The organism is Bacillus cereus group sp. MG1 (assembly GCF_040460035.1).
Taxonomy (GTDB): Bacteria; Bacillota; Bacilli; order Bacillales; family Bacillaceae_G; genus Bacillus_A; species Bacillus_A cereus.
Map to the genome: position 1 here is coordinate 3722202 of NZ_JARVGY010000001.1, position 21430 is coordinate 3743631.

A 21430-nucleotide genomic window follows, 5' to 3' on the forward strand; every position below is an offset into this window, starting at 1 on the left:
TTATGAATGAATTAATTGAGAAATTAAAATCTCATATTCATTGGGAAGAGGGTATGGATGAAACCATGCTCTCTTTTTATATCACTCAAGCAAAGACTTATGTAAAGAATGCAACAGGCAAACAGACCGAGTATTTAATTATTATGGTCGCTGGAATTTACTATGATTACAGGGTCGCTGAAAAAGAATTAGAACAAGCTCTTGATGCCTTAACACCGATGTTTGTCCAGGAGGTTTATGCCGATGAAGAGAAAGACGAATAAACTCAAATGGATAGGAGAGCTACTTAAATTAGGAGAAACAATTGATCCAGAAACAGATCGAGTTGTGATGGGATATCCGTTAGAACGTAATATTCGTTATAACAACATTGGAGTTACGGCCACTGATAAATTTACAACGAAAGATACGAATGAAATTGTAAAGAAAATTGAAGTTCGTATTGATCGGGAGATTGAAAACAATCAAAAGGATTACCGTGTAAAAGTTGGTGGCCGTATTTATAATATCGAGCGCATTTATGTGAAGGAAGAAGACCGATTGATGGAGGTGTCACTATCGTATGCAAATTAATTTTGAACAGTTGCGAAGTCTTATGAAGAAATCTGGAATTCCAGTTTCTCGTGATAGTGCTCCTACAGGGGTAGATTACCCTTATATTGTGTATGAATTTGTGAATGAGCAACAGAAAAGAGCTTCTAATAAGGTTATAAAGGATATGCCACTTTATCAAATTGCAGTTATCACAAATGGAACTGAAAAAGATTATGAGCCATTAAAGGATGTCTTTAACGAAGCAGGCGTGTCTTATTCTCAATTTGATGGAATGGGTTATGACGAGAACGACGACACTATCACGCAGTTTATAACGTATGTGAGGTGTATCCAGTAATGGCTTCAAATAACAATGGTTTTGCTGAAGCCTTAGAAGATATCAATACGCTATTACGTGTGAATAAAAAAGTAAGTTTGGATGTGTTAGATGAAGCAGCAAAGTATTTTGCTAGTAAATTAAAACCGAAAATCAAAGCATCCAGTAAAAACAAGCGGACACATTTAAGAGATAGCCTAAAGGTTGTTGTGAAAGATGATCGTGTATCTGTGGAGTTTAAAGATGAAGCTTGGTATTGGTATTTAGTTGAACATGGCCATAAAAAAGCAAATGGTAAGGGTCGTGTGAAAGGAAAACACTTTGTCCAGAATACCTTTGATGCGGAAGGTGACAAAATTGCTGATATTATGGCACAAAAAATAATTGATAGAATGTGAGGATGATATACATGACAGTTGAAAATAAAGAAATTCAATATTCGGTAGGGATAGAAGATTTATATCTGTGCTTGATGAAGGGAAATGAAACTTCTAGTGCACTACCAACTTATGAGGATATCGTTTATAGACAAACGAATATTTCTGATTTAACGATTTCCACTACTTCTACTAATTTTACAAAGTGGGCATCTAACAAAAAAATTATTAACATTGTCAAAAATACAGCGTTTGGATTAGCTTTTAATCTTGCTGGTCTAAATCGTGAAGTAAAAGATAAAATCTTTGCCAAAACACGTAAAAAAGGTGTGTCTTTTGAAACAGCGAAGGCAAAGGCGTATCCCAAGTTCGCAGTAGGTGTTGTATTTCCTTTAAATGATGGAACAAAAATATTACGTTGGTATCCAAAATGTACGGTTGCTCCAGTAGAAGAATCTTGGAAAACACAAGGTGATGAAATGACTGTGGATGACATTGCTTACACAATTACAGCAGATCCATTGTTATTTAATGATGTAACACAAGCTGAATTAGATACTGGTGATCCAGAGGCAAAAGGAATTAAAGCTGAAGATTTCCTAAAACAAGTAATTTGTGATGAATCTCAACTAGCGCAGCTAGGTGGAACAACTCAAACAGGTAAATAAGGAGGGCAATTATGGCACGTTTAAGTGATTTAGTGAATGTAAATATAACTAGAAACAGCATTAAGATACAGGATGTTTCAATCCCTGTTATTTTCACTTTTGAATCTTTTCCTTATGTGGAAGAGGCGTATGGAACACCCTATCATGAATTTGAAAAAGAAATGAATGATATGTTAGGAAAAGGTCAATTTAGCCTGGGAGAAAATGAAGCGAAATTGATGCGTGCATTAATTTATGCGATGGTACGTAGCGGCGGTACAGAATGTACATTAGCTGAATTGAAAGGTGCCATTCCTATGAATGATTTACCTGATATCTTCATCGTTGTATACGAAATTTTCAGTGGCCAAACTTTCCAAACTTCTGATATGGAGAAGTTGAAGCAAGAAAAAAAGTAAAAAACATACTGACTAAAAACGAGGAATCTCAGTCCGAATTGGACTGGGATTTTTATTTTTATGTTGGTAATACGTTGCTTGGTTTAAGTATGAATGACTTCTGGAAAATAACACCTGCACATTTTTTGAAACAATTCATTATGCATCTCAGATACAACAATCCGGATGCATTACATGAGCAGAAAACAAAACAAATCTACACGCTAGATCAAACACCATTCCTATAAGAAATGAGGTGAGAAAATGCCTGGGAATAGTAAAGAAAGAAACGTTGTTCTTAATTTTAAAATGGATGGCCAAGTTCAGTATGCAAATACATTGAAACAAATCAATATGGTTATGAATAATGCAGCGAAAGAATATAAAAATCATATTGCAGCAATGGGACAAGATGCGACAATGACTGATAAACTTCTTGCTGAAAAGAAGAAGCTTGAAATTCAAATGGAAGCAGCCAAGAAACGTACAGCTATGTTACGTGCTGAATATCAAGCTATGTCTAAGGACACAAGTACAACCGCCGAACAACTCAATAAGATGTACGGGAGGTTGCTTGATGCAGAACGTGCTGAAACTTCTCTTGATAATGCAATGAAAAGAGTGAATGAAGGTCTTTCCGAGCAAGCAATTGAAGCCAGGGAAGCACGCGGAACTTTACTGGATTTACAAGAGAATTCTAAGAAACTTGAAGCAGAACAAAAGAAACTAACAAGCTCATTCAAACTTCAAAATGCTGAATTAGGTCAAAATGCTAGTGAAGCGGATAAGTTGGAATTAGCGCAGAAACAACTACGTCAGCAAATGGAAATGACTGATAGGGTCGTCCACAACTTAGAACAACAATTGAGTGCAGCAAAGCGTGTGTATGGTGAAAATTCCACAGAAGTACAGCAACTTGAAACGAAATTAAATCAAGCGAAAACGACATTGAAGCAATTTGAGAATTCGTTGCATAGTGTCGGTCAAAGTGGTTCACAAGCCGCAGATGGTATGGAGCAACTAGGAAAGAAATTAGATTTGCACAATATGATGGAAGCTACTCAAATGCTACAAGGAGTATCGCAACAGTTAATTGAGCTCGGAAAAGCGACCGTGGGTATAGCGATAGACTTTGATAGATCGCAAAGAAAAATACAATCTTCATTAGGATTGACCCAAAAAGGTGCTGAAAACCTGGGTAAGATTTCAAAGGAAGTGTGGAAAAAGGGATTTGGTGAAAGTCTTGAAGAGGTCGATAATTCACTGATAAAAGTCTATCAAAATATGCGGGATGTTCCACATGAAGAATTAAAAGGTGCATCGGAGAATGTCTTAACCCTAGCTAAAGTGTATGATGTTGATTTAAACGAAGCGACACGTGGTGCAGGACAATTAATGAGTCAATTTGGTTTATCAACACAACATACTTTTGATTTACTTGCTGCCGGTGCTCAAGCAGGTCTAAATTATTCGGATGAGTTGTTTGATAACCTTTCAGAATATGCACCGTTATTTAAGCAGGCAGGTTTTACTGCGGATGAAATGTTTACAATCTTAGCAAACGGGACACGTGACGGCGCTTATAATTTGGATTATATCAATGACACAGTTGCTGAATTTGGAAAGAAAGTACAAGACGGTTCAAAAGGAACTGCAGATGCTTTTGCTGGGCTTTCAAAAGAGACTCAAGGTGTTTGGGAAGCTTTTAACAATGGTAAAGCAACAGCCGCTGATGTGTTCAAAGCTGTAATAGGCGATTTAGGAAGTATGGACGACAAAGTCAAACAAAATCAAATTGGTGTTGGATTGTTCGCCACTCGTTGGGAAGATATGGGCGCGAAAGCGGTATTAGGGCTTACTGATGTAAACGGTGGACTTGGTGATGTAAATGGACGTATGGATGAAATGAAAAAACTTCAAGAAGAATCACTTGGACAAAAGTTTCAAAGTGCATTGCGAGAAACGCAAGCAGCACTGGAACCGTTAGGAAAACAACTTGCCGATTTAGCTGCAGATGTTCTTCCGAAAGCTGCAAAAGGAATCTCTGATCTTGCTGAATGGTTTTCTAAGTTACCTGGGCCAGTTAAAGATTTTGTTGCCATTTCTGCAGGCTTGACAATTGCTATTACAGCTATAGGGGCTGCGATAGGTGTGTTATCTTTTGCGTTTGGTGCACTGAGTTTATCATTATGGCCTGTTTTGGGAATTATCTTGGGTCTTTCAGCTGTAATTGCAGGTGTTATTTGGGCCGTGAAAAACTGGGGAGAAATAACCGATTGGCTTTCAAAAAAGTGGTCGGAATTTAAAGATTGGTTTGGCGAATTGTGGGATAGCATAGTTCAAACTTGTGAAGATGGTTGGTCATCCACAGTTGATTACTTTTCTGGAGCTTGGTCAGATTTTTTAAATATGGTAAATGAATTCTTTGAACCTATTGGTCAATTTTTTACGGATCTATGGACGGGAATTTCTGATACGGCATCTGAAATTTGGACAGGTATTACTGATTATTTTTCAGAATCGTGGTCTTCATTCATTGAACTAGCAAATAGTATATTGTCGCCTTTAGGTGAATTTTTTAGTGGATTGTGGACGGGTATTGTTGAAACAGCTTCTGCATTATGGGGGACACTCGTACAATCTTGGCAAGAAACTTGGAATACCATTGTTACGGTTTTAGATCCAATTATTTCTTTAATCTCTACAGTTCTTGAGGCTGGATGGTTATTAATACAAGCTGGAGCACAAATTGCATGGGCTGCAATATCTCAATATATTATACAACCCATCCAGGAAGCGTATGATTGGATAAGTGCAAAAATTGGCGAATTAGTCACATGGCTTAGTACGCAGTGGGAACTTATAAAGGCTGCTGCACAAGTTGCTTGGGGCTTATTTAAACAATATATTACTCAACCTGTTCAAGAAGCATGGGATTGGGTTAAAGAACAGATCGGTACGCTTGTTTCTTGGTTAAATTCACAGTGGGAGACATTGAAATCATATACTTCCGCAGCGTGGAATCTAGTAAAACAATATGTCATTCAGCCTGTTCAGGAATTGTGGAATGCAACGAAAGAAAAATTGAATGATTTAGCGAATTGGATACTAGGTAATTGGGCCAAAATCCAATCTTATACACTTACGGCATGGAATCTAGTTTATAAATATATTATTGATCCAGTGATTTCAGCTTATAATTCTGCAAAAGAGAAGTTCAATGATATGTACAATACGGCACGGGAAAAATTTGATTCTGTAAAGAATGCAGCGCAAGAAAAATTTGATGCAGCAAAGAGATTTATCGTTGATCCGATAAAAGATGCGGTAGATAAAGTAAAGGGATTCATTGATAAAATCAAAGGGTTTTTCAGTGATTTGAAATTAAAGATTCCAAAACCAGAAATGCCAAAAATGCCACACTTTAGCCTGCAAACTAGTACGAAAAATATTTTGGGTAAAGACATTACTTTCCCATCCGGTATCGATGTGCAATGGCGTGCAAAAGGAGGTATCTTTACTAGACCTACCATTTTCGGTATGAGTAATGGTCAGTTACAAGGTGCAGGAGAAGCGGGGCGAGAAGCAGTTTTACCGTTGAATAAAAAGACATTAGGTGAGATTGGTGAAGGGATTGCAGCAACGATGTCTACTGAACCAACTGTAATTAATATTTATAATCCTTCAGTGAGGGATGATCGTGATATCGACCGTATGGTCGGAAAAATAGATGATGCACTTGCTCAAAAAGGGCGTAATTCAAAAATAGGAATAGGGAGGACTTAAATTGCTAGACATAGGTATCGATAATCAGTTAGCAAGTGACTATGGAATATGTATGGTAGAGCGCCCTGTTATTCCTACAGCAGAACAAGAAGTAGAACATATTGAAGTGTCTGGTAGACATGGTTCACTTACAAAAAAAGGGGCGTTTAAAGACGTTCCTTTAAAAATAAAGTTTAATATGCTTGAAGAAGAAAATATTAAGCCGTTAGTGCGACGTATGAAGGCTTGGTTGATGAATGGAAAGACATTATATTTTACTGATGATGATGTGTATCGAAAAATTAAACATGTTGTAGTAGGTGATATTGTAAATGAAATTGAAGAACACGGTGAATTTGAAGTGGATTTTAAGTTAGATCCCTTTGAGTATACAGAGGATGTAAATTTAAAGCTCACCAAACCTGGTGTAATTTATAATCCAGGTACAATTGAGTCTGATCCTAAGTTTTGGATTGTGGGAAATGGTACTTTCCGTATAACAATCAATAATGTCTCTTTTCAAATAAAAGATGTGAATGGTTCTGTTGTCATAGACTCAGAAATACTTGAATCATATACCGATACCATATCAATGAATCATAAAATGGTTGGGCAGTTCCCTATATTCAACGTAGGAGAAAATACAATAGAGTGGTCAGGAGCAATTCAATTTATGGAAATTCGACCTAGGTGGAGATATAAATGATTACTTTATATAAACCAAATGAGACTGATTTTACACACAATGGTATAGGGGCTTTAGATAAAAATATTTATAACGCAACTGTTGAGGAAGAACTCAATGGTTTATTTTTATTTTCATTTAGTTATCCATTGTTTGCACCACGTGGTCTGGAAATAGAGGGAATGAGCATCATTAAAGTTCCAACTCCTGATGGTGAACAACTGTTTCGAGTGGCAGCGCCTAAGGTCAGTATGGGTGAGATTACAGCGCAATGTTATCACATTTTTTATGACTTAACAGAAAATCTAATTGAAGATATTTTTGCTGAAACAACAAATGGGAATGGTGCAATGAATCGTATGTCAGCAGGATGCCAATATAAGCATCCTTTTCAGTTTTATTCAGATGTACCAAAGATAGCGAGTGCACGTATTGTCCGAAAAAATCCTGTGGAAGCACTATTGGATTCTAGTCAAGACAATTCATTTGTTAATCGTTGGGGCGGCGAATTAAAACGAGATAATTTTGATGTGAAGATGCTACTAAATCGTGGTATGGATCGTGGGGTAGTGATTCGCCATAAGAAAGATTTATTAGGATATGAAGGTAATGTGGATTGGAAAAGTCCCATAACTAGAATCATGCCACAAGGTTTTGATGGGTTATTTCTTCCTGAAAAGTATGTGGATAGCCCACTTATAAATAAGTATCCTCATCCTAAAATCAAAGTGGTTGAATTTAAACATATTAAAGCAGCTATTGGTGAAAATGCAGATGATGAAGATGCAGTTCCGTTAGAAGAAGCATATAGGTTATTACGCCAGGCAGCTAAGGATATGTTTGCTATTCAAAAGGTTGATCAGCCTAAAGCAAATTATAACGTTAAGTTTCAGGAGTTATCACAAACGGAAGAGTATAAGGATTATAAGCATTTACAAAGTGTTTATATGGCAGATACGGTTACGGTTGAGCATCAAGAAGATGGTATTGATATAAAGGCGAAGGTAATTGCTTATAAATATGATCCAATAAAAAAAGAGTATCTGGATATAACCATTGGTAACTTCAAAGAATCCTTTACGGACGTTTCCGGTAGAGTTGATCTGGTACAAGAAGAGTTATCCAATATGCCAGGCTCTATTTTGGATGCAGCAAAAGCAAATGCTACAAGTCTTATTAATTCAGGATTCGGAGGACATGTCCGTATTTATCCAGATCGTATTTTAATTATGGACACGAAAGATGAAAAGAGTGCTAAAAAGGTTTGGCAATGGAACTTGAATGGATTAGGGTATTCTTCCACAGGTGTGAATGGACCATATGGAACTGCAATTACAAGTGACGGCAGAATTGTTGCTGATTTTATTACTGCAGGTACGTTAAGTGGGAACTTTGTTCAAGGTGGAGAAATAACAGGTTCAACATTACGAACTTCAGATAGTGTGAACTATGTAAATATCTCAAAGCAATTTATACGCTTGTATGAGTCATCTAAAACAAGGGTGTTTGTAGGGTATTACAAAAATAGTAGAAATGAAATACAACCTACTCTTATTTTAGGTGGGGATTCAGATTCCACAGGTGCAAATGGAGCTATTATGGTATACCAATTCTCAGATACAAGTGTTAAATCTGGTGGAATTGGAATTACAAAAGGACTCGATGGCAATGGATACTTGAATGCAGCTTCTTTATACTTTTCGCAAACAGGGAATGCAATGCTTGATGCTGACAAAATGATTGTCCTAAATGCTCAAAGTGATATGAGGTTTAAAGTCAAAGATCAGTTCCGCTTTTATCGTAATGACAATTGGATTGCGAGTATTGGGGTTTCATCTGGAGGGGATACAGATGTCATACTTCCAAATGCGATGATACGAAATTCGAGTTACGAAAATGGTTATATTCAAATAAAGACAGCACTTGGATCATATTATCAAGGAGTAATTGCCTCAGACTTTAAAGTTTCTTCTAAAGAAACCTATAAAACCAATATCCGTCCTATTGCATTCAGTGCACTTGAAAAGGTAATGGAATGGGAAATTAAACAGTACAATTTGAAAACTGATATTCCAAAACTATATGAGATGCGTATGAATCGTAAAGAAGGAGATCCCACAATTACTACAGATGCAATTCCTACACATTATGGTTTAGTTATTCCAAAGGAAGCAGAAGAAAATGGTGTAGGCCTATACGGGATGCTTTCACAATTGACAAGCGCATTTCAAGAGCATGTGATAAAAACGGATGCTAGATTGGAAGAATTAGAGCCATTAAAACCTAAAGGGAATATAAAGCATAGGAACAGGGTGAAACGTCAGAGAAGACCGTCTAGACACGTAAAAAGGGGTAGCTAGAAAGGGGTGTAGTCATGCGAAATGAGGAAATTATGATAGATTTGGCAGATCCTGTGTTTACAAAAACAATTCGCTCTCGGCAGAATGACAAGAATGGATTGAAGCTTACTGTGTACGTAAGAGAAAAAGGACAGAAGGTGGATTTAACAGGATATGCGGTTAAATATGAAGCGACAAATCATACAGGAGTGTTCATTCGAGATGATGCTCAAATAGTTGATGCAAAGAATGGTGTGTTTTCATATACATTTACATCTCAAGCTGTTTCTACATCGGATGATTGGACAGCTTATTTTGTGATGGAAAAAAGTACAGAACGAATGAGTACACCAGACATTCGTATTACATTAAGACGTGATGTGAAAGAAGGGAATATTAAAATCGAAAATTACATTTCTGATTTTGAGATTCTTAAGAAAACGATAGACGAGTTACAGAGAAAATTAAATACAATGGATGTCGTTAAGAAAAGTGGAGACACCATGCCTGGCAATCTTTTGTTTGACAGGTCAAGTACAGACAAGACGAATAAAATAGCATTCTCTACGGCAGGAGTGGAAGAGCTCAACTTCTACCAAACTGGCGATGGATATTACGGGATTAGGGATGTTAAGGGTGATCAAGGTGTTTGGGACTATAATCGTAACAATAAAACGTTTAGCGTTTCTGCTAATACAAACCTTGTTAAGAAAGCTGGCGACATCATAAGTGGAGTTCTTGAATTTAAGAGCGATAATGCAATTGTATTAGGTAGCCGCTCGTTTAAAACAGTTCTTCACAAGGGAGCACAAGGGGCCCTTATTATTGCACCTTCAACAGAAGAGCAAGGAGATAGTTGGGATTGGTCCAAACGAGTTGAAATTAGGCCGGATGGTACTATCAAACAAGCGACAGATACAGACTGGAGTACTCTATCCACATCATTTGGTAGTGTTGGCGGCCGTCCGATGCGTTATAAAAAGGTCAACGGTATAGTTACAATTACCGGATCAGTCGCAAACGCTACAAATGGAACGACCTTCGCTACTTTACCAGTCGGTTTCCGTCCTATTCAAGACATGGTATTTCCTGTCCAAGATGCATCAGTGTCGAAATCAGTTGAGTTGACAATTAAAGGTGATGGCGGAATGGTATTGCAAGGGTTATCTACAAATGCTACTGTCCACATGTCAGCTACATTCAACATTTGATGTAATGTTAGAAAAATAATAAATAAGAAATAAAAAACCAGAGCAGCAGATATAAGCTGGTCTTTTTTATTTTGCTAAAAAGGAGATGAGTACGGTGGAGGAACAGATTTTCAATTCAATGATTCAACAAGGAGCATTCGCAGCGTTATTTGTGTGGATGCTTTTTACTACGCAAAAAAAGAATGAACAGCGTGAAGAACAGTATCAAAAAGTAATCGAAAAAAACCAGGCAGTCATCGAAGAACAAGCAAAAGCATTCGGTTCACTTGCAAAGGATGTATCAGACATTAAACAAAAAATTATGGGGAATGGTGACGACAAATGAAAAAATCTATTAAATTATTAGCCTCAATTTCTACGGCAGCTATCATTGCATTTACTTCAACAGGTAGTGTTTTTGCTGATCGAGAAATGATTATTCCAGGGTTACCTAAAGTTGAATATCGCAATGGATATGGAGCGTATGAAGGTGTAGTAGCACATTCTACAGCAACTCCTGAAGCGCCTGCTATTAATATCCGAAACTACGAGGCAAGAACATGGCGCTCTGCATTTGTACATTATGCGACAGATTGGGATGAAACAATCCAAATTGCTTCTACTAAGTATCAAGCATGGGGAGCAGGTCCAGCGGCCAATAAGCGATTTGTTCATGTAGAGCTCTCTGAAACTAGTGACTCTATTAAATTTAAAAAATCATATGAAAGATATGTAAAGTTACTTGCTAAAATTTTAAAAGATAGAAATATCCATCCAAGCATTGGATTGTGGACGCATAAAGATATTACGTATAAGCTTGGTGGCACAGATCACGAAGATCCGATTGACTATCTTCACAGTCATGGTGTATCAGAATCACAATTTAGAGCGGATGTACAAAAGGCGTATGAAGGCGAAACAGTTACAGTTAAACCAAAGCCACAGCAACCAAATGAAGTACCTGGTGTTATTAATGAAGTGGGAGTAGCGTATATTGATGGATACAATGTAAACCTTCGTTCTGGTCCATCCACAACAAATAGTGTTATTCGTAAATTACAAAAAGGTGAGGCATATAAAGTCTGGGGTAAAGTAGGAAATTGGTTGAATCTTGGAGGGAATCAGTGGGTTTATAATGATTCATCATACATTCGCTATAAAGAGGAATCTTCATCTGTGGAAGGTAAACGTGTTGTTTCTAAAGTGAATGACTTACGATTCTATTCAAAACCTTCCTGGTTAGATAGGGATGTAGTAGGGACTGTCGATAAAGGATTAGGATTTGCTATCCTTGATAAAGTATCTGTAAATGGCTCTTCACAATATAAAGTAAAGAATAGTAGAGGTAATGTGTACTATATTACAGCTAGTTCTTATTATGTAGAAATTAAATAGTAAACATAAAAAGTGCCGGCTCTTAATTGAGTCGGCTTTTTTTATTGAGTATATTAAAAAAGTAATGGAGTCTTCTAAAAATACCTCTAAGTTCGTCAAAGTTTATTTTTAGAACAAAACTTTGATTTTCATGTTTAAAGGTCTCAATTACATTTACAACATGTTTATTAGTTATTTGTACAGATAAATTTCGGTTTTTATTATCTGTCACTGTGACAATTCTTTTTTCATCGTCCACTAGATGTGGTCCCATTCCCCAAAAAATATTATTAGGATTTGATTTGTATTGTTGCCTTAAAGAATTATCAACGCATTCTTTTACTAATTTATCCATTTCAATATATTCATCATAAGTCATTTTAATTTCATTTATGCTTTGTGTTTTAAAATATTCTTGTTTAATCTCAATTAATTTCTTTTCTGAGTCAGCTCTTAAAACAATCTTTTGATAAGTATTTTCCTTGAGTAAACTTGTACGTCGCAATATAATCACCGTCAACTTTAATAAGGATAGGGTTTATTATAAATCAGAAATTCTTCTAACTTGTTTTTTCTTCTTCTTAAAATTCCTTTTATATTCTTTAAATTCTTGCTTATCCACATGAAATTTTTCACCTGTAGCTACATTTTTAACTAAGTATGTTTTGCATGTGAATTCTCTTATATAGTAAATAATCACTCCTAATATAAGAGATAAACAAAATGTTGGAATAGCTAAGATAATTGCAAGTGCAGCTAGTATATTATCAGTTTTATGATCTCTCTGTAATACTAATCTTTTTCCCGCAGCAGCCTGAGCTTGTTCTAATTGCTGCATGCGTTGTAGTGATGCAATCGTGTCATAACTCATGGAATAACCTCCTTAAAATAATACCTAAATCATACCAATTTCATGCAACAACTGTAAATGTTCGTTTGTAATTTATTGACGAAAAAGAACGTTTGTTCTATAATTTATACAAACAAACGTTCTTTTGGAGGTCATCTTATGAATCATTTACTTAAATGCTCGTTCAATCAAAAACTACCAATTGAATTAATTTATTTAAACGGTTCAGGAGATTTCTCTCAAAGAACTGTGATTGTTAGAAAGATATATGAAGATCGTGTATTAGTGTATTGCATGCAAAAACAACAAGTTAGAATGCTGAAATTAGCTAATATACTTTCTGTTGATAAAGTAAGAAATAACTATCAATATGCTTAAAAATAAATAATGAGGTGAGGTCATATGTCAACAGCAATTCCAAAACCACCAAAGAAAAAGGCTACTAAAAAAGAACCTAGACCATACATGGATGAATTCGAACAACAAGAGGCTGCTGAATTAATTCAATTGGCAGTACAAGATGATACAGAATTAGTATTTACTGTGTATCGAAAATATAAAGAACCAGATGTTATCCAAGGTAAAATAATCAAACTGGAACAACAACTGAATAGAATTGTAGTGAGTGATGGACCGAATGCAATACATAAAATTCAATTCATGGATATTTTGAAAATCGAAACGCCTAGTTAATTTAGCTAGGTGTTTTTTATATGGCCATAAATTCTTTATCGAAGTAGAACTTGTCCATTAAGTTGTTTACAATCCCGTTGAAATAAGCGAATTTACCTTTTTTCATTTTTACTCCGGATTTAATTTTCATAACAAATTCTTTAATAGCTTTTAAGCCAATAGTTAACTCTTGTTCTTTAGTAAATGCTGTATCACCTGTTGTATGGTTAACGATTTTATTGCACTGTCTTACGACCTTCCACAGTTCTTGAATTGTTTTAGATTCACTGTAAAAAAAGTTAACTAAAGAAATAAAACGTTCTGGTACCCAATGAGCAACAAAGTCAGCTTGTTCCATATTCTCTTCTGGAGTATTGCTATTCTCATTACTATTACGTTTGTTTATATCTTTTATATTTTGTTTTAATAAAACAGGTTTTGTTTTAATGGTAGGACACTTCTCGGACATTTTACCAGGTTTCTTGTTGGACACTTCCACAATTGGTTGAATGATAATAGCATTAGAAGTTTGAAGCATATCTTTTTTACGTTTCATCGCTACTTGCTTAATCATCTTTAAACCCTCAAGTTTCTTCATTAAACGTTGTACAGTTTTATATGAAACTTCCATCATGTGAGCAATTGAATTTTTACATAGGAAACTAACACCTACATATTTGCAGCTGTGGCGTTTTAAAATTTCAAGTAATGCAATTAGTTTAGATTTTACGTCGGTACGCTTAATAGACATACGGATAATGTCTCTATATGTACGTATAGTTTTGTTCAATTCTTCTAATTCTATAAATGGTGATAAGTTACGGAATGATTCTTCACTTGCTATAACATCTATGCATTTCTTTTCCATATTATAAGTCTCCTTCTAGGAAACAAAAAAGCAACGTCACCAATAATTTGGTAAACGTTGCTTAATAGACCCTGCATGATGTACAATAACTCATGAGAGTATAGCAAGTGTTTACCTGGTCAGCTCAGGTGAACGGTATAAGAGTGTTGGTAGCACTACTTATACACGCTGTGCTCTTTTGTTTTGTAATTTTTCGTATTTACGTGAACTTTATATGTTTATATTTAAATACAAAAAATCAAGTTATACATAGGCAAACGATCTTTATTGGAAGTTTAAACACGTCAATTGTACACCCGAGGGAGGTTTTTAAAGAAGCCTTCCGTCGTGCAGCAGCCTCTATCATATGTCTTCATAACCATCCCTCAGGAGATCCCTTATCCATAGTACAATAAACTATAGTATTGAAAGTAATTAAAGAAAGAAAGCTAGGATATTTTTTTACTTTAAATTATTATTAATTATAGGTTTAATTTAAAGTTGTTAAAGTATTTAAGGAGGGGGAATTGGTGAAAGTTCAAAAGATAAAAGTGGATAATAAGCCCTATCCACTCTATATACTGTTAAATAAAGAATACCAATTAGTGGAACCGGTTATGAGGTTTGTCAAATACTTAGACAATACTGGGAAATCACCAAATACCATTAAGACATATTGTTATCATTTAAAACTCTATTATGAGTTTATGGACCAAAGGGAGATTAATCTTAATGAAATTAGTTTTGAAGAATTAGCTAATTTTGTGGGGTGGTTAAGGTACCCCACTGTAAATAAGGTAATTGAGATTAAGTTAAAGGATGCTGTTAGAGAGGAGACAACAGTAAATGCTATCTTAAATGCGGTGATGAGCTACATTGAGTATTTAAACAGGGTCGGGGAATTTAGAGAGTTAAATGTTTTTAAAGAAGCAAAAGGGAGAAATTTTAAGAGTTTTTTACATCATATAAATAAAGGAAAATATCAAAAAAATGTATTAAAGTTAAGAGCAAAAAAGAAACAGATACAAACTTTAGAATTAGATCAAGTCAAACGGATTATGGATGCTTGTCGTACTACTAGGGATAAATTAATTATAATGCTTATGTATGAAGGTGGGCTTCGAATTGGTGAAGTATTATCATTGAGACTTGAAGATATTGTTACTTGGGATAATCAAATTTGTTTAACTCCTAGAGATGTAAATGAAAATGGAGCTTATATAAAATTGAGGAAAGCAAGAACGATACATGTAAGTAAAGAATTAATGGCTTTATATACAGAATATTTAGTATACGAGTATAGTGAAGAGATTGAGCACGATTATGTTTTTATCTCTTTGAAAAAAAATTTTTATGGAATCCCCCTAAAATACCAAAGTGTTCTTGATCTAATTAGAAGAATAACTAAGAGGACTGGGATAAAGTTTACACCACATGTATTGCGTCATACTCATGCGACAGAATTAATCAGAAATGGTTGGGATGTAGCCTATGTTCAAAAGAGATTAGGGCACGCGAACGTTCAAACTACATTAAATACGTATGTTCATCTTTCAAATCAAGATATGAAGAACGAGTTTAAAAAATATCTTGAGAGAAAGGAAGGAAAGTTATGACTGCTTATCATGGAAGGAGAATTGTTAGTAGTAGTGAAATTAGTAAGAAAATAGCAGAAATGAATAATGAATTACAAGGATTTTGGGCGAAGGATAAATGGGATATTCATCAATGTCCTGAACCTTCAGCTATAGAATTAGCAAAAAGTCCTAAATTAAGAAATCGCTATGTCCATTTTGATCGTGTTCAGAATTTATGGCTAAAAACAGAACTGAAATATTTCTATTACTATCACATAATACAGGGGATTTGGGGAGCTAAAACAGTATGGATAAGAAAAGGTACAGTGATAAGTAAAATGTTAGGATTTTTAGATTTTAAATATCCCAACATTAGCTCAATAACTGAAGTGCCAATCGAAAAAGCAATGAATGAATATAGAACATATCTGATTGAACAAGGGGTTAAGGCTACAATTACTAATTATAAGATTAATGCCAATCAAGAGAAAATAGCCGTGGAAGCTAATTCATATTATGTTACTAACTTAAAGTAGTTTATGGAATTTTATGAGGACTATTATTTTGATGGTGAGGAGTGGGATAAAGATGTTTGGGATAGACGTAAATTATCAATCCCAGAGGATAAAGTTAATCCTACTTCGTATGAATATCTAGTCTCCTTTAAGGATTATCGTAATCCGTATTTTAAAAACCTTGCAAAAAGGTATTGTAAATTAAAGTTGAATACAAATAGTTTTTCCCATGTTAATGATATTGCTCAGAAGCTTAAAGAGTTTTTTAATTTTTTAGACATGAATTTTAAAAATGTTCAGAGAATACATCAAGTAACAAGAATAGAGATTGAAGCATATTTAAGTAGAATAAACATAATGGGATTAAAACCTAGTACTATAACTGGAAGAGTTTCTACATTGGAGGGGTTATTTAGTACTCTTTTAAGAGTAGAATGGGGCGATGCCCCTTCAAAGGCATTAATTTATCCAGAGGATTATCCTAAAGTGCCAAATGCAAAACCACGATTTATAGATGAATATATACTAGAACAATTAAATGGTCATCTGGATAAACTTCCGCCTTACATCGCAACGATGACAATGATTATTCAAGAATGTGGGATGAGAGTAAGTGAATTATGCACTTTAAAAAAGGGTTGTTTATTAGAGGACAAAGAAGGAGATTATTTTTTAAAGTACTATCAATGGAAAATGAAAAAGGAGCATGTTGTTCCTATTTCAAAAGAAGTGGCTTTATTAATTAAGGTTCAAGAAAATAAAGTTTCAAAGGATTTTTCTAATAGTGAATATCTATTTCCTAGAAAAGATGGATCACCATTAAAACAAAGTACATTTAGAGATGATTTAAACAAATTGGCTTATGAATGTACGATTGTTGACAGAGAGGGAGCTATTTTTAGGTTTCATGCTCATGCTTTTCGTCATACAGTAGGAACAAGAATGATAAACAATGGAGTTCCTCAACACATTGTGCAAAAATTTTTAGGTCATGAAAGCCCTGAAATGACAAGTAGGTACGCACATATTTTTGACGAAACTCTCAAAGTGGAATTTACGAAATTTAAGGAGAAGTTAGTCACTAATCACGGTGATGTACTAGAATTGAATAATGATAATGAAGTTGATGACGTTGACCTTCAATGGTTCAAAAAAAATATAAATGCCCAAGTACTTCCTAATGGATATTGCAGGTTACCGGTAATAGCGGGATCGTGTCCCCATGCTAATGCATGTTTAGATTGTACACATTTTTGTACTAGTAAACAATTCTTACCACAGCACCAGGAACATTTAAGGCATACAAAGGAGTTATTAGCTATTGCTAAGGACAAACAATGGCAAAGGCAAATAGAAACTAATAGCCGTGTAAAAGAACGCTTAGAACAAATAATAGGTAGCTTAAAGGAGTAAGTGATTAATATGGGGAAGAAAGTGCGGAATACCGAGAAAATTGTGTGTTTGGCCAAGCTAAAGGCTACTCAAACTAGAGAAAGTGTAGACAAAGCAATCTCTAAGTTATCACTTGAAGGGAGGATTATAAATTTTAATACTGTAGCTAAAGAAGCAAATGTTTCTAAGTCATGGCTTTACAAGGAAACAGATATTAGAAAAAGAATTGAATTGCTCCGTAAGCAACAATATAATCACTTAAGCACTAGACCTGTGACCAAAAAAAGTTCCCGATCTGAAGAAGTATTAATTAAAACTTTAAAAATGAGAATTAAGGAAGTAGAAGAAGAAAATACAAAATTAAAGAATCAAATTCAAAAATTATATGGAGAGTTGTACAATAAAGAATAGTTAAATATAAATATTGTTTTTGCTAATAAGAAAGTAAGGGGGAATTGTAATGTTACAGGAAAGAATTAATGAATTGGAAAGTGGCATTTTAAATCTTGATGGAGATAGAGTTCATGTAACAGGTTTTAAAAGTGAAAAGATGTTATTGTCTTTTCTAAATAATAATAAAAAAAATTGGAGTTTTAAGGGTCTGTATGATATTCATGAAATGAATTTTCATAACATTAAAAATAGCGCTTTAATTATTGTTATGAAGGATGGAAAAGAAATAGGGAAATATCAATATATCCCAGTGTATAAAAGTGTAATTAAATACGATAACCAAGATGGGAAAAGTACTTCTATGACATTTACTATTAGAAAAAGTGTATATAGTAAGCATTATCACTTTTTAAGTGAAAAAATGTCACGAGTTTTTGAAAGTAAAGAATTGATTACAAATTTCTTAAAAGAAGAATTTGGAGCAAGTTTAAATTTTTGAGTAAGGGGGGATTAAAACATGGAAAATATGATTTTAGTTGATATTGAAACAGGGGGATTTGATGTAGATTCAGGAATTTTGGAAGTTGCCTTACTTGTTGTGGAGAATGGTAAAATTGTTAAGGAAGTGCATCTAGCTGAAATAGAGGATTTATCTTCTATACATTTGGGTATGGGGAAAGGATACTTGGATATTTCTGAAGATTCAACAAAAAAAGAATCCTTTATTAGTGTATTGGCTCAATATAATTATCCAATTGTTGCGCACAACGTATCTTTTGACAGGAAATTTCTGGTTTATTATGGGTGGTTGGATGCTGAGTATGAATGTTATGATTCAATAAGAGCTATTAAATATGCAAATTCTAATTTATTTTCTTATTCTTTAGGATACTTAGTCTCATTTTATGAATTAGATCAACCACTGAATCATATTGCTTTAGATGATGTGAAAGCGCTTTTTGAAGTTATTAAAAGAGCAAACCCTACCACTTGGATACCTCTATATAAAGTGAAACCGAAACAGTTAAATCATTTTGTTGAATCTATTGCAAAAATAGAAGGAGTTAGCACTATTTTTCAAGGGAAAACAATTGTTTTCACAGGTGCCAGCCCATTTCCCAGAGCACTTATGAAGGAAATTGCATTGAAGTGCGGGGCAAAGGTAACTGGAAGTGTATCTTCAAAAACAGACTTTTTGATTTGTGGTGAAAATCCTGGAAGTAAATTGGAGAAAGCGCGGGAATTAGATATTGAAGTTCGGACAGATGTCTGGTTTCTGGATGCTGTCTCGGAGGAAATTAACTTAAATACCGTTTCAATTGAAAGAAATCAAATTCCAGTTCAAAAGAGTTTTATTGAAAGTTCAAATACATCATTTCAGAAGTTGCCAGAGTTTAAAGATACAACTGTTAATATTGCATGTATGCCAACTAGAATTCAATCTCAAGTAGAACAAATTCTTCTGAATGATATGGAAGTTAGGGGAATAAACAAAGGTGCAAATGGATACAAGGTGGATTTAATTGTTTATGCCGATGGAGGCGACTACGTACTTTTAGAAAAGGCAGAGCAGATGAATATTCGAACAATACCACTTTCTAAATTTAATAAAATGATTTTGTGAGTTTACATAATCATTATAAAGTTAACAGTGTTAGTAATTTTGCTAACAATGGAGTTAGGGTAAAAAATTGTGTGCAATAATTGTAGTTTTAGAATAAAGGTTGATTAAAACTCACTTAGAATCGTTTTATTGAAAGATGTAAAATATCGTAGATTTTTTACAAATAAATTGTTACAAGGAGAGCGTAAGCATGTTTAAAAATATCCTATGTAAAGAAAAAAATAGTCCCAACCTCGAACCGACTCCACAGCAGCGATTCTTGTACACGATGGAAATTGCTCATATTTGGTTAGAAAAAGAAAATGACTTATCACAAAAAAACATAATATTAAACTATATGATGGATGTTATCCGAAAAGATTTTAAAACTAGTGTAATAACTACTATTTTTTATAGAGAGGAACACTTTAAAGATTATAATCGTCGAATGTTTTTTCCGATGTCCTATTACAATGAGAATGGTGAGGAATTGAAAATTCATGATCCATCGAATAAAGAATCCATAAATATAAACCTTCAAGATGAATGTGTAATACCAATACCATGGAATCGAAAACGTATGAAAGATGCTGTGAAAGAAATATATATAAGAGATTTTATCTTCGATCCATATAATCATGAATCTACATACTATACTCCTATAGATGTTTGCCATATTGAAAGCGGAAACCATTCTATCGCAGCTGGAATAGGACATATGAAAGGGGAAATAATGTCTAAAAAAGTAGACATAAGTAAGGCTTTTCCTCATTTATTTTCCGATGGAGCATATTGGTATAATGTACACACAAAGGAAAGGTTATATCCTGTATTTGATTACCGCGTCGCTATTCTATTTGAATTAGCTAAATTAAAGAATACTATCAAATAGGAGCTATCTATATCGAATTACAATGAAATATTATTTGTTTTTAATGTTTCGCTGAAAAAGGTTTGATAAAAATGTATTATAAATACGTATTTTACAGTAAAAGAAAAGGATTAATTTTGAATAAAGTTTAATCAGGAATACTCTTTTAAGGCTAATATTTAAAAATTTAGCAAGAAGTAAAAGGGAATTCGTATTAAAATTTGATATTAAATTTTAATACATGATTGTATATTATTTCTAATACGCAATAATAGCCTGTATCTAGAGAAAGCTAGTAACCTTAGATACAGGCTTAGTATTTTAGGAAAAGGTTCGATAAAATTAAAAAGAGGTATTCCTATAAAACTTTTTTATGTATTTCATAGTTGTCTATATTATCTTTGATATCGTATGCTGACTGAATATTTCCCTCGACATTGTTAATAAAATCCTCCCATTTAACAGAACGAATATAAGATGCTTCTCCTAAATAAACTTTATTGTCGTCGCTGTGATTATCACAATCGTTAAAAGTGGGAGATTTTATATTAAACATATTCTTTTTGAGTATTGTAAATAAAGTATTAGTCTTTAGAGTTCTACAATTGCAACTTTGACAAGAATTATCCTCAATAAAGTAAGTATAGCTATTATTTTGATCTGGTAATACTATAGCCAGCATTGCATTTGTTCCGCTAACTTTACCGTTTCTTGTTTGTGATTTTAAAGAATATGAAATTTCCCAGGGGATCCACTGGTCCTCTTCATTAGTGAAAATTCCTTTCATATTTGGAGAAATCAAGACAATTGTAAGGGTACTATCAAAAATCTTATCTTTTAATTTGGTCCATATCGTTTCATCCTTGAAATCACTTAAATCATCACCATCAGCTTCACCTTTATTAATATGATCTTCATCTTTTAATTTCCCTTGAAGTTCATCTACGTAATTCCGTACCGTTGTTGTATAATCCAAGCCTTCTAATGGATATACATCGCTATCCGCGTATTTATATGAGACAAATATTTTTCTCCCCATACTTCCCCACTCTCCTTTGTATATT

24 protein-coding genes and 2 pseudogenes are annotated in these 21430 nt (G+C 34.2%); 22 read left to right on the forward strand and 4 right to left on the reverse strand.

Annotation, left to right across the window (positions count from 1 at the left end; translation table 11 throughout):
- Nucleotides 1-2 precede the first annotated feature (2 nt).
- The 13 genes from QCI79_RS19660 to QCI79_RS19720 all read left to right on the forward strand — a co-directional run bounded on the left by QCI79_RS19660 (nucleotide 3) and on the right by QCI79_RS19720 (nucleotide 11667).
- Nucleotides 3-263 carry a head-tail connector protein gene (locus QCI79_RS19660; RefSeq protein WP_021728171.1) on the forward strand — a complete coding sequence of 87 codons (261 nt, stop codon included), beginning with the start codon at nucleotides 3-5 and terminating at the stop codon, nucleotides 261-263.
- Nucleotides 244-573, forward strand: coding sequence for a hypothetical protein (locus QCI79_RS19665; RefSeq protein ID WP_021728172.1), 330 nt, complete (start codon nucleotides 244-246; stop codon nucleotides 571-573). The genes QCI79_RS19660 and QCI79_RS19665 overlap by 20 nt, the downstream gene beginning before the upstream one ends.
- Nucleotides 563-892: a hypothetical protein gene (locus QCI79_RS19670; RefSeq protein ID WP_021728173.1), complete on the forward strand. Its 330-nt coding sequence runs from the start codon at nucleotides 563-565 to the stop codon at nucleotides 890-892. Before QCI79_RS19665 ends, QCI79_RS19670 begins: the two co-directional genes overlap by 11 nt.
- A complete protein-coding gene (locus tag QCI79_RS19675) occupies nucleotides 892-1269 on the forward strand; it encodes an HK97-gp10 family putative phage morphogenesis protein (RefSeq protein ID WP_006929817.1) in 378 nt (125 codons plus the stop codon). The genes QCI79_RS19670 and QCI79_RS19675 overlap by 1 nt, the downstream gene beginning before the upstream one ends.
- 11 nt (nucleotides 1270-1280) lie before the next feature.
- Nucleotides 1281-1916, forward strand: a complete 636-nt coding sequence (locus tag QCI79_RS19680) for a major tail protein (protein ID WP_000215488.1) — start codon at nucleotides 1281-1283, stop codon at nucleotides 1914-1916.
- 11 nt (nucleotides 1917-1927) lie between these two features.
- Complete coding sequence (locus tag QCI79_RS19685; protein ID WP_042991582.1) at nucleotides 1928-2314, forward strand: hypothetical protein; 387 nt, start codon at nucleotides 1928-1930, stop codon at nucleotides 2312-2314.
- 38 nt (nucleotides 2315-2352) lie between these two features.
- Nucleotides 2353-2541 (forward strand): hypothetical protein, encoded by a 189-nt coding sequence (locus QCI79_RS19690; protein WP_000383691.1) that lies wholly within the window; start codon nucleotides 2353-2355, stop codon nucleotides 2539-2541.
- 16 nt (nucleotides 2542-2557) lie between these two features.
- Nucleotides 2558-6079 carry a phage tail tape measure protein gene (locus QCI79_RS19695; RefSeq protein WP_042991581.1) on the forward strand — a complete coding sequence of 1174 codons (3522 nt, stop codon included), beginning with the start codon at nucleotides 2558-2560 and terminating at the stop codon, nucleotides 6077-6079.
- Nucleotide 6080: 1 nt separating this feature from the next.
- Nucleotides 6081-6764 carry a phage tail domain-containing protein gene (locus tag QCI79_RS19700; protein WP_087973145.1) on the forward strand — a complete coding sequence of 228 codons (684 nt, stop codon included), beginning with the start codon at nucleotides 6081-6083 and terminating at the stop codon, nucleotides 6762-6764.
- A complete protein-coding gene (locus QCI79_RS19705; protein WP_093998175.1) occupies nucleotides 6761-9103 on the forward strand; it encodes a phage tail spike protein in 2343 nt (780 codons plus the stop codon). The genes QCI79_RS19700 and QCI79_RS19705 overlap by 4 nt, the downstream gene beginning before the upstream one ends.
- Before the next feature lie 14 nt (nucleotides 9104-9117).
- Nucleotides 9118-10293: a BppU family phage baseplate upper protein gene (locus tag QCI79_RS19710; RefSeq protein ID WP_021728574.1), complete on the forward strand. Its 1176-nt coding sequence runs from the start codon at nucleotides 9118-9120 to the stop codon at nucleotides 10291-10293.
- A gap of 94 nt (nucleotides 10294-10387) precedes the next feature.
- Nucleotides 10388-10618, forward strand: coding sequence for a BhlA/UviB family holin-like peptide (locus QCI79_RS19715; RefSeq protein ID WP_000392439.1), 231 nt, complete (start codon nucleotides 10388-10390; stop codon nucleotides 10616-10618).
- Nucleotides 10615-11667: an N-acetylmuramoyl-L-alanine amidase gene (locus QCI79_RS19720; RefSeq protein WP_050062591.1), complete on the forward strand. Its 1053-nt coding sequence runs from the start codon at nucleotides 10615-10617 to the stop codon at nucleotides 11665-11667. The genes QCI79_RS19715 and QCI79_RS19720 overlap by 4 nt, the downstream gene beginning before the upstream one ends.
- A 22-nt stretch (nucleotides 11668-11689) precedes the next feature.
- Here the strand turns inward: QCI79_RS19720 and QCI79_RS19725 are convergent, their stop codons facing one another.
- The gene (locus QCI79_RS19725; protein WP_021728101.1) at nucleotides 11690-12151 is read right to left on the reverse strand and encodes a hypothetical protein; all 462 of its coding nucleotides are present in this window, start codon (nucleotides 12149-12151) and stop codon (nucleotides 11690-11692) included.
- 36 nt (nucleotides 12152-12187) lie between these two features.
- Nucleotides 12188-12517, reverse strand: coding sequence for a hypothetical protein (locus tag QCI79_RS19730; RefSeq protein ID WP_000119474.1), 330 nt, complete (start codon nucleotides 12515-12517; stop codon nucleotides 12188-12190).
- 138 nt (nucleotides 12518-12655) lie between these two features.
- On the opposite strand from QCI79_RS19730, the gene QCI79_RS19735 reads away from it, so the two are divergent.
- Entirely contained in the window at nucleotides 12656-12874 is a 219-nt protein-coding gene (locus tag QCI79_RS19735; protein WP_001016124.1) for a hypothetical protein, read from the forward strand.
- A 24-nt stretch (nucleotides 12875-12898) separates the two neighbouring features.
- Entirely contained in the window at nucleotides 12899-13189 is a 291-nt protein-coding gene (locus QCI79_RS19740; protein ID WP_000100788.1) for a YolD-like family protein, read from the forward strand.
- A 16-nt stretch (nucleotides 13190-13205) separates the two neighbouring features.
- Here the strand turns inward: QCI79_RS19740 and QCI79_RS19745 are convergent, their stop codons facing one another.
- The gene (locus QCI79_RS19745) at nucleotides 13206-14036 is read right to left on the reverse strand and encodes a hypothetical protein (RefSeq protein ID WP_048556221.1); all 831 of its coding nucleotides are present in this window, start codon (nucleotides 14034-14036) and stop codon (nucleotides 13206-13208) included.
- Between the two features lie 206 nt (nucleotides 14037-14242).
- Between QCI79_RS19745 and QCI79_RS19750 the strand changes: the two are divergent.
- From QCI79_RS19750 to QCI79_RS19780, 7 genes and pseudogenes are all read left to right on the forward strand, one after another.
- Nucleotides 14243-14413, forward strand: a pseudogene (locus QCI79_RS19750) (JAB domain-containing protein); the annotation flags it as partial.
- Between the two features lie 132 nt (nucleotides 14414-14545).
- The gene (locus QCI79_RS19755) at nucleotides 14546-15631 is read left to right on the forward strand and encodes a tyrosine-type recombinase/integrase (RefSeq protein ID WP_021728714.1); all 1086 of its coding nucleotides are present in this window, start codon (nucleotides 14546-14548) and stop codon (nucleotides 15629-15631) included.
- Nucleotides 15628-17520: pseudogene (locus tag QCI79_RS19760) on the forward strand (tyrosine-type recombinase/integrase). Before QCI79_RS19755 ends, QCI79_RS19760 begins: the two are co-directional and overlap by 4 nt.
- 9 nt (nucleotides 17521-17529) lie before the next feature.
- A complete protein-coding gene (locus QCI79_RS19765) occupies nucleotides 17530-17910 on the forward strand; it encodes a DUF6262 family protein (RefSeq protein WP_021728715.1) in 381 nt (126 codons plus the stop codon).
- Between the two features lie 49 nt (nucleotides 17911-17959).
- Nucleotides 17960-18391, forward strand: coding sequence for a hypothetical protein (locus tag QCI79_RS19770; protein ID WP_021728716.1), 432 nt, complete (start codon nucleotides 17960-17962; stop codon nucleotides 18389-18391).
- Nucleotides 18392-18409: 18 nt separating this feature from the next.
- A complete protein-coding gene (locus QCI79_RS19775; RefSeq protein ID WP_021728717.1) occupies nucleotides 18410-19516 on the forward strand; it encodes a 3'-5' exonuclease in 1107 nt (368 codons plus the stop codon).
- A gap of 190 nt (nucleotides 19517-19706) precedes the next feature.
- Complete coding sequence (locus QCI79_RS19780; protein WP_021728718.1) at nucleotides 19707-20387, forward strand: DUF6710 family protein; 681 nt, start codon at nucleotides 19707-19709, stop codon at nucleotides 20385-20387.
- A 337-nt stretch (nucleotides 20388-20724) separates the two neighbouring features.
- Here the strand turns inward: QCI79_RS19780 and QCI79_RS19785 are convergent, their stop codons facing one another.
- Entirely contained in the window at nucleotides 20725-21405 is a 681-nt protein-coding gene (locus tag QCI79_RS19785) for a TIR domain-containing protein (RefSeq protein ID WP_021728719.1), read from the reverse strand.
- Between the last annotated feature and the right edge of the window lie 25 nt (nucleotides 21406-21430).